Below are 7,657 nucleotides of genomic sequence, written 5' to 3' on the forward strand. Positions count from 1 at the left end.
AAAAAGGCGAGGTATTCGACGATTGAATCGTCGAATACCTCGCTAAGTGGAACCAGATGAAGTTTTTCAGTGCCCTCTCATTAAACACCCATGTGACTAGATTATCTGGAATTTCAGATTTATTCTGTGAAGAGTGCTCTACTAGATTTTCAAATTCATCTGAATTCTTCTCCGAGAAATACTCATATAGGATAATATTCCCATCCCATACGAAACTCATTGTTTTTTCTTCAGAACTTTTCTCTATTCGCCTTCCTAACGAGTCATACTTGAAAGAAATTTCCGTGTTATCTGGTTTGATGACTTTAGACATCATACCATTGCCGTTATATTCGTACTTCCACGTATCACCATTCTTTTCGACTTTCTGAACGAGATTCCCTTCATCATCATAAGAAAATGTTGCATCTCTCGTTTCAAGCAATCTGCTTCCTGGACCATAGACACGATCTGTCTTTTCTTTCGTTTCATACAAATTCCCAACATCATCGACACTACGATGTAAAAAGTCAAATTGATCGCCTTGATTGGACCAGACGAGATTACTAAATTCATCGTAACCATAAGTAACTTTTACACCTGTTAACTCGTTTATCATGCTTCGTAAGCGATGATTGACGTCCCAATTATATACTCGTCTTCGTGTATCGCGGTTTTGACTATTTATTCGATGGTGTGTTGGTCTACCTACTACGTCATACTGCCATTTGCTAATGACATCCCCTGGTAAGATTCTTTCAATCTCCTGTCCAAGTTCATTGTACTGCATGGATGCTGTCCAATTTTCTTGCTCTGAGCGAGAAGCCGTGATTTGTGACACATTGCCCATTTCATTACGAGCGACATCTATTTTTGCACCTAAGCTACTCGTAATTTGTGAACGATTGCCTAATTCATCATAGCTACTCGCAATCCAATGGTCATTTTGCCACTCCTTGATCACTTGTCCAGATGGGTCTCGCTCTAGTTTCACGGTAATATGCTCATTTTCAGTCTCAATTAACAAGCCATTTTTGTCATAACCAAACGTTTCCCAAGTGTTATCATAATAATCAGCTCGTATGACATTCCCTAGAGCATTATGCTGGTACGTTGTCCAACGATCACCCGGACGTTGAATCCTCTGAACCAATCCTGCCAGACTTCGTTCAAACGTTCTAGTCAGCTCATCAAAGCCAATTTCCTTAATGATATTTCCTTTCGTATCGCGTTCAAACTCATACACTTCGCCTTTTTCATTGATGACAGCGGTTAACTGCTCCTCTGTATCATAGGTGAATTTGACTTTCTTTCCACCTTGTTCTCGAGACACCAAGCTACCAAGAATGGTGTAATCAAAGGCTACTTGCGTATGGTTATCTTTCGCAGAAATAATTTCGTCATAGGCATTGTACTTTAATTGAACATCGTTACCATCTGAAAGATTTGCCCGTACAAGGCGATTCAAGTTATCATAACCGAATTTCTTTGTAGCCCCTAGGGATTGGTCGTTGTAGTGCAGTTACCACGGCGATCATATGTCCATGTCGAACTTGTTCCGTCAGGTAATGTCACTTGACTTAAGTTCAGATCAACGTCATAAGCTAAGCTTTAGTTAGATATAAAGATCAAAAGGGCAATAAAATCCTTTTAAATAGATTTATTGCCCTTTTTAATTTAACTTCAAATCTTTTTATACACTAAAGATCTGTTACAGGATAGATCACCTATTGCATTTTCTTATCTATGGTAATTCTATTGACGTTGCTGATAATTTTGTGTTGGATCTCCGCCGCGATTTGAACTAATGTCTCTAAGCTTAGTTGGAAAATAAAACCACCTTTCGTAGAATATCTCTATTAGCTATTCTACCGAAAGGTGGTTAATGTAGAAATCCATCATACAATTTTCCACTTACCGTATAACAGATTATTTTGGGTTATTCCGACTTAAATACTAAATAGCATCAAACATTCCAATATAAGTTAGTTTATTATAAAGCTTTTCTTTATCTTTTATCATGATATCACCATCATAATACCAAAACGCTGCATTCGCTTTTTCAACGCCCTTCTTTATACAAATCTCTCTAATTTTTATTATATTTTCTTCCGTAACTGATAATTCATCTTGGTTTATCAGAATATCTAAGTCTATCTCTTGTGAGTGCTGTGTAAATCCAATCCAGTCCTCATCGTAAAATACTTCCCCTATATCTTTACAAAAACCACAGATTTTATAATCTAAATCTCCTATTTCTACATCTTCTCTATAGTCTAATTCAAAATACTCCTCAAATTCCTTCTCAAAATTACTTCCTACCCAAATATGCACTTTAGATGTGTTTTGTTCTCCATAATTCATTTGTTATTTACACCTCATCTTCATATGATTATCATGATTTTTATTGATTATTCCAAGTGCTTCTTCCTTCGTTTTAGCACTCTTTAACTCTTTAATTAACATGTCATGGAATCGCTTACTTGCACTACTACTGTGATGTTTACCTGATATTGTATTACCATCTCCATCCAATATACCTTCAAAAAATACTTTTTTATCACCATTTAAAGGAACTACCATTTCCAACAGTTCCTCTGCTGAGAATCCTAATTCCCTCGCTTTTACAGCAATGGATACAGGAAACATCTCATGAAAACCTCCGCCATTTCGTAGTGCTCTTTTAACAGATTGAATGTGTTGAGAAACTTGCTCTGGAGTAGCTTTATTAAACCACTCAATAAATCCACCGTTTTTCCAAGGTGCAAGTCCGAATAAGTCTAGCTCAGCATTAGGGTTACTAACATATCCATACAAAGTAGGATTTCCACCAGCAAGTCCAATTGGATCTACTTGAGTATAATTCCCTTGTTCCGGGTCGTAGTATCTAAATCGATTATAATACAATCCAATTTCTATATCTTCATATTGCCCTTGATAACGGAATGGGATAAAGTCTTTCTCACCAGTAAATTCATTCACTCTACCATAGATATCAAGCTCGGCTGACCAAACCCTATTACCTTGTTCATCATAGGCTTCAACAGGCGTTCCTAGATAGTCACTAATAATGCTGTAATTACCTTCATTCGTAATTTTAGCTGAAGGTACGTTCCCCTCATTAAATATCCATGTGACTAGACTATCATTTTCTAGTTCAGCTGAATAATTATCTGAATATTCATGCAGGATAACATTTCCATTCCACGCGATTCTAGTTGTTTTTTCGTCAGAACTTTTCTCTATTCGTCTACCTAACGAGTCATACTTAAAAGTAACTTCTGTGTTGTCTGGTTTGATAACTTTAGACATCATGCCATTTCCGTTATATTCGTACTTCCACGTATCACCGTTCTTTTCAACTTTCTGAACCAAATTTCCTTCTTCATCATAAGAAAATTTTGTATCTCTCGTTTCAAGCAATCTACTTCCAGCACCATAAACACGATCTGTCTTTTCTTTCGTTTCATACAAATTCCCGACATCATCGACACTGCGGTGTATGAAATCAAATTGACCACCTTGATTGGACCAAACGAGGTTACTGAATTCATCGTAACCATAGGTAACTTTTACACCCGTTAACTCGTTTACCATGCTTCGTAATCGATGATTGACGTCCCAATTATACATGCGTCTTCGTGTATCGCGGTTTTGACTACTTATTCGATGGTGTGTCGGTCTACCCGTCGTATCATACTGCCACTTGCTGATGACATCCCCTGGTAAGATTCTCTCAATCTCTTGGCCGAGTTCATTGTACTGCATGGATGCTGTCCAATGTTCTTGCTCTGAGCGAGAAGCCGTTATTTGTGACACATTGCCCATTTCATTACGAGCGACATCGATTTTTGCGCCTAAGCTACTCGTAATCTGTGAACGTTTGCCTAAATCATCATAGCTACTCGCAATCCAATGGTCATTTTGCCACTCATTAATCACTTGTCCAACTGGGTCTAGCTCCAGCTTTACAGTCACATGCTCATTCTCAGTCTCAATTAAGGAACCATTTTTGTCATAACCAAACGTTTCCCAGGTGTCATCATAATAATCAGCTCGAATGATATTCCCTAGACCATCATGCTGGTACGCTGTCCAACGATCGCCAGGACGTTGAATTCTCTGAACCAATCCAGCCAGACTTCGTTCATACGTTCTTGTAAGCTCATCAAAACCGATTTCTTTGATGATATTGAAAGAACGTATGAGCGTCTGGCAACTATATTCGTATCCCGTACCTATCCACAGAGAGATGGTTCTTGTCTTCAAGACCAATCAAATCCTGCTGAGTCCATTGATACAAAGCTTACATGACCAGACTTTCTGACAAAATAAAAGAGAATTAAGAAGCAAAAATAACATAAAAAATCAATACTAATTTTTTCCTTATCCTTATAACGAGTAAAAATGAGTAAATCAATAATCAGCACTACAGGAAAAAACAATTTCACATTCAACAAAAAAAATATGTAAAGAAGTGCTTATGACGACTTCTTTACATATTTTTTAAAATCTTTATAACAAGCATTTTGTCAAAGTAATATAACAGAGAATCAGTTGTAGTGCTTTTTTGGTATAAACAAAGTGGTGTATCGAGACAGTTGTATCTATGAAGATACCTTGTTTATATAATATTTTACCATTCCCGTTCTCTAATAGCTTCTTCAGTATCGATATCAAGCTCGAAATATTGTAAAATTCCTTCTACTGTTGCTCCGATTGAATCTCGTGCAACCGTTTCAATCTCACTATCATTTTGATAAAAATCATTCTGTAGCTCATTGATAGCTATAGTCATTTCGTCTAATTTTTCCTGAATCTCATCTATTGTATGAGGGTTCGCCTCAATAAAATGTACTACTTTAACAATATGCGATTTAAGTTTATCCACTAAAAAAGTTGGAAAAAAAGGATCTTCGTACATTTCCACTAGATATTTGAAACCAGAATCAAGTTTCTTCACAATGTTTCCCCCTTTGATGTTGTTGTAATTAATAGAGCCTAAGCTTAAAAATTTTCACCAATATATCTACTCATACTTTGGAACCCCATACTGCCACATTTCTTCTACTGTTTTTAACGGATAGTTATCTACACCAAGCAATCGTTGTTCTTTTAATGGATCGATCCAACGGTTATTCTCAAAAGATAAAATTAAGCGACGTACAAATTCATAACCAGTGTTGTATCCAACAATTTCATAGTTATCTAAAATCCCCAGGTCTTTTCTATCGATATTATATTGGATAATTTCATTACCCATAAGACCCTTATCACCGACTATGGGATCAATTCTCACCAAATTATATATAAGTTCATCATCACTAAATTCCGAACGATTTCCCCACTGTCCTCTGTCACTACTAATAAAAATCTCTGGTATTGGAATATTCAAGTTAGGTTTTACATTTTTCTCCTTTCCGACAGAACATTTTTTAAAAAACTCATTTAAAACCATACATACCCCAAAAGGTTTTAAATCATTTAAGTCAAGTGGCTTCTCATTAAAATTATTACTTTCACTTGAGATATTAAAAAATGCAACATATGGACTTTCTAATAATTGAGCAATGATATATAAATTATCTTTTAATTGAATTGAATGTATATCGTCTTTCTTCCAGCTAAACCTTTTTAACATACCAACACCCTTTCTTATCTTTTTTTGCAAGTTGGAATACCCGCTCGTTTTTCTAACTCCGCTTTTGCAGCTTTTTTATACTTGTCTCTTTTTTTATTATTTTTTCCTACAGGATTTTGCTTATTGTCAACTTGATCTCTACCATAATTTTTAACATTTTCCTCGAATCCATGTTGTTCAAGACCACGTGCTGTATTTTTACCATCAACACCTTCAACATGATACATAATATCAGGACGAACATCTGGAACTTTAGGATTAGCTGGATCAAATCCTCCAGGATAACGATAATTCAGTACTTCTGAGGGAGTTCGTCCAGTCCCTGGCATACTCGCATAACCTGTATATTGCTTGCCGTTTCTTATACCCTCATAAGTAATATGTGTTCTTCCAGCTCCTGTACTTACATTTAGTCCAAATGGGTCTATCCAAATATTTGGATCAATTACGTAAGCATATAATGTTGGATTCCCACCAGTCAACCCAATCGGATCGACCTGAGTATATATACCCTCGACTGGGGAATAGTAACGGAATCGATTATAATATAATCCTGTTTCAACATCTTCATACTGCCCTTGATACCTAAATGGGATAAAATCTTCTACATCTGTAAATTCTTTTACCCTACCGAATATATCAAGCTCAGCTGACCAAACCTTATTACCTTCTTCATCATAGGCTTCTACAGGCGTTCCTAGATAGTCACTAATAATGCTATAGTTACCTTCACTCGTAATTTTAGCTGAAGGTACGAACCCACCGTTAAACACCCATGTGACTAGATTATCTGGTATTTCAGATTTATTCTCTGAAGAATACTCAACAGGATTTTCAAATTTATCTGAAGTATTCTGCAAGAAATACTCATGAAGGATAGTATTCCCATCCCATATGAATTTCGTTATCTTTTCGTTTGAACACTTCTCTATCCGTCTACCTATCGAGTCATACTTGAAAGTAACTCTGTGTTGTCTGGCATGATGACCTTAGACATCATGCCATTTCCGTTATATTCGTACTTCCACGTATCACCATTCTTCTCAATCTTTTGAATGAGATTCCCTTCATCATCATAAGTGAAGGTTGCCTCTTTTGTTTCAAGCAATCTGCTTCCGGCACCATAGACACAATCTGTCTTTTCTTTTGTTTCATACAAATTCCCGACATCATCGACACTGCGGTGTAAGAAGTCAAATTGACCGCCTTGATTGGACCAAACGAGGTTACTGAATTCATCGTAACCATAGGTAACTTTTACACCGGTTAACTCATTTACCATGCTTCGTAATCGATGATTGACGTCCCAATTATATACGCGTCTTCGTGTGTCACGATTTTGGCTATTTATTCGATGGTGTGTCGGTCTACCAGTTACGTCATATTGCCATTTGCTGATGACATCCCCTGGTAAGATTCTTTCAATCTCTTGACCAAGTTCATTGTACTGCATTGATGCTGTCCAATTTTCTTGCTCTAAACGAGAAGCTGTGATTTGCGACACATTCCCCATTTCATTGCGAGCAACATCAATTTTTGCGCCTAGGCTACTCGTAATCTGTGAACGATTGCCTAATTGATCATAACTACTCGCGATCCAATGGTCATTCTGCCACTCCTTGGTCACTTGTCCAGATGGGTCTCGATCTAGCTTTACTTTCACATGCTCATTTTCAGTCTCAATTAAAGAACCATTTTTGTCATAGCCAAACGTTTCCCAAGTGTTATCATAATAATCAGCTCGGATAACATTTCCTAGACCATCATGCTGATACGCTGTCCAACGATCACCTGGACGTTGAATTCTCTGAACTAATCCTCCCAGACTTCGTTCATACGTTCTTGTAAGTTCATCAAAGCCGATTTCCTTGATGATATTGCCTTTTGTATCAAGTTCAAACTGATACACTTCGCCTTTTTCATTGATGACAGCGGTTAACTACATTAGTTGACATTTGCACCTGTTGCTTCAAATACGATATCTGGCGCTTGTCCATCTTGCTTTGTCATTTCTTCCATTCGTTCGTGTAATCGCTC

5 protein-coding genes and 1 pseudogene are annotated in these 7,657 nt (G+C 36.9%); all 6 read right to left on the reverse strand.

Annotated features, from left to right (window positions below):
* Positions 1–1,447: RHS repeat domain-containing protein (locus ABNX05_RS25800; RefSeq protein WP_432760175.1), on the reverse strand; the 1,447-nt coding region annotated here is incomplete at its 3' end.
* A gap of 488 nt (positions 1,448–1,935) precedes the next feature.
* Complete coding sequence (locus ABNX05_RS25805; protein WP_349662302.1) at positions 1,936–2,343, reverse strand: immunity 22 family protein; 408 nt, start codon at positions 2,341–2,343, stop codon at positions 1,936–1,938.
* Positions 2,344–2,346: 3 nt separating this feature from the next.
* The gene (locus ABNX05_RS25810) at positions 2,347–4,248 is read right to left on the reverse strand and encodes an RHS repeat domain-containing protein (protein ID WP_349662303.1); all 1,902 of its coding nucleotides are present in this window, start codon (positions 4,246–4,248) and stop codon (positions 2,347–2,349) included.
* Between the two features lie 367 nt (positions 4,249–4,615).
* The gene (locus ABNX05_RS25815; RefSeq protein WP_349662304.1) at positions 4,616–4,942 is read right to left on the reverse strand and encodes a DUF5713 family protein; all 327 of its coding nucleotides are present in this window, start codon (positions 4,940–4,942) and stop codon (positions 4,616–4,618) included.
* A gap of 66 nt (positions 4,943–5,008) precedes the next feature.
* Positions 5,009–5,650, reverse strand: coding sequence for a hypothetical protein (locus ABNX05_RS25820; RefSeq protein WP_349662305.1), 642 nt, complete (start codon positions 5,648–5,650; stop codon positions 5,009–5,011).
* Positions 5,635–7,133, reverse strand: a pseudogene (locus ABNX05_RS26575) (RHS repeat domain-containing protein). The gene ABNX05_RS25820 and the pseudogene ABNX05_RS26575 overlap by 16 nt, the downstream one beginning before the upstream one ends.
* Positions 7,134–7,657 lie beyond the last annotated feature (524 nt).

The organism is Lysinibacillus zambalensis, assembly GCF_040183165.1.
GTDB lineage: Bacteria > Bacillota > Bacilli > Bacillales_A > Planococcaceae > Lysinibacillus > Lysinibacillus zambalensis.

What these genes read in the sequence shown, in the direction of transcription:
- ABNX05_RS25805 (WP_349662302.1), bottom strand. Translation starts at nt 2,343, where the DNA reads ATGAATTATGGAGAACAAAACACATCTAAAGTGCATATTTGGGTAGGA.